The 1,726-nt window shown below is 72.7% G+C and carries 1 protein-coding gene and 1 pseudogene; both read right to left on the reverse strand.

Annotation, left to right across the window (positions count from 1 at the left end):
* Nucleotides 1–118 precede the first annotated feature (118 nt).
* A complete protein-coding gene (locus tag G3I40_RS06315; RefSeq protein ID WP_164301172.1) occupies nucleotides 119–1,279 on the reverse strand; it encodes a DegT/DnrJ/EryC1/StrS family aminotransferase in 1,161 nt (386 codons plus the stop codon).
* 56 nt (nucleotides 1,280–1,335) lie between these two features.
* Nucleotides 1,336–1,726, reverse strand: a pseudogene (locus G3I40_RS06320) (shikimate dehydrogenase); the annotation flags it as partial.

Here is a 1,726-nt window from a genome sequence, read left to right on the forward strand (position 1 = left end):
CCGGTGCGCGGCGCGGGGTCGACGACGGCCACCACGTCGAAGCCGGCGTGCCGGGCCAGGCGGGGCAGCCACAGTTCCCGCCCCGCCCAGCCGAGCCCGACGACGGCGGTCCGCACGCTCATACGGCGGCCACGGCGTCCGCGACGATCTCGGCCGTCAGGTGGACGGTCTGCTCGTCGGCGAGCAGCGTGCGGTGGTGCAGCCAGACGCTCTCGTGGCTGATGGCCTCGCTGTGGGGGCAGCGCTCGGCGATCTGGTCGGGGGTCTCGTCGGGGGCGCCCATCTCCCAGAAGGCGTCGGTGCGGTAGATCGCCCGGAAGCCGGCGAAGGCGGGCACGCCGGCCGCCACGAGACGGTCGACCAGGGCGTTGCGGGCGTCCTCGCCGATGCCGGGGACGCGGAACATCGCCATGTAGTGGGAGGGGAAGTCGGTGCGCTCGTCGGCGCGCTGCGGCTCGATGCCGTCGATCTTCTCCAGCAGCGGGGAGAGCACGGCCCAGCGCTCCTGCCGTGTCCTGATCTGGCTTTCCAGGCGGCCGAGTTGGGCGCGCAGGACCGCCGCGGAGAACTCGTTGAGCCGCAGGTTGGAGCCGGCTATCTCGTGCTTGTAGTGGCGGTCGGTGCGGGGCCGCCCGCAGCTGTGGCGCAGGAACGCCTTCTCGTACAGCTCGGTGTCGGGGAACAGGACGGCGCCGCCCTCGCCCGCGGTCATCAGCTTGCCGTTCTGGAAGCTGAACGCGGCGACCGAGCCGAGTTCGCCGACGCGCTTGCCCTGCCAGCGTGCGGCGTGGGCGTGCGCGGCGTCCTGCAGCAGCGGGACGCCGGTCTCGGCGGAGAGCTCGGCCAGCGCGTCCATGTCGGCCAGGAAGCCGGACATGTGCACGGGCATGATCACCCGGGTGCGCTCGGTCACGGCGGCTCTGGCCGCGGCCACGTCGATGTTGTACGTGTGCGGGTCGACGTCCACCGGGACGGCGACGGCGCCCAGCCGCTGCGCCGCCTGCGAGGACGAGATGAAGGTGAAGGCCGGGACGATGACCTCGCAGCCCGGGCCGACTCCCATGACCTGGAGGGCGAGTTCGAGCGCGTGGGTTCCGTTGGTGACGGCGAGCGCGTGGGGCGCGCCGTGGAACTCGGCGAACTCCCGCTCGAAGGAGTCGACTTCGCTGCCGCCCATCCGCCACCACTGGCCCTGTTCGAGCGCTCGGACGAGTCCGTCCCGCTCCGTCGCGTCGTACTGCGGCCACTGGGGGTACTCCGGCGCCTGTCGCACGTTCATGATTCTCCAAACAAGGGGATGCGATGCGATTCGGTGGTGTGTCAGCGCGCGTTGTCTCAGCGCAGGGCGAAGAAGGCCCGGTACGAGTCCAGCTGGCCCTCCAGCATGTGGATGCCGTGGTGGATCCGGTGGCCCCGTGCGGCGGCCTCGCGCAGCAGGCGGGTCTCGCGGGGCTTCATGACGATGTCGGCCACGACGCAGTCCCCGGGCAGCTTCTCCAGCGGGAACGGCAGCGGGTCGTCGGCGCGCAGCCCGAGCGGTGTGGCGTTGACGGCGAGGTCCACGTCCGCCGGCTCGGGTCCGCTCAGCACGTGCACCCGGCCGGGCCAGTGCGCCTCCAGGCGGGCGGCCAGCGCGGTGAGCCTGACCCGGTCCGTGTCGTACAGGGAGAGGTGTGCGACGCCCGCCGCCAGGAGTGCGGCGGCGACGGCGCTGCCCGCGCCGCCG

The organism is Streptomyces sp. SID14478 (genome assembly GCF_010548525.1).
In the GTDB taxonomy this organism is placed as follows: domain Bacteria; phylum Actinomycetota; class Actinomycetes; order Streptomycetales; family Streptomycetaceae; genus Streptomyces.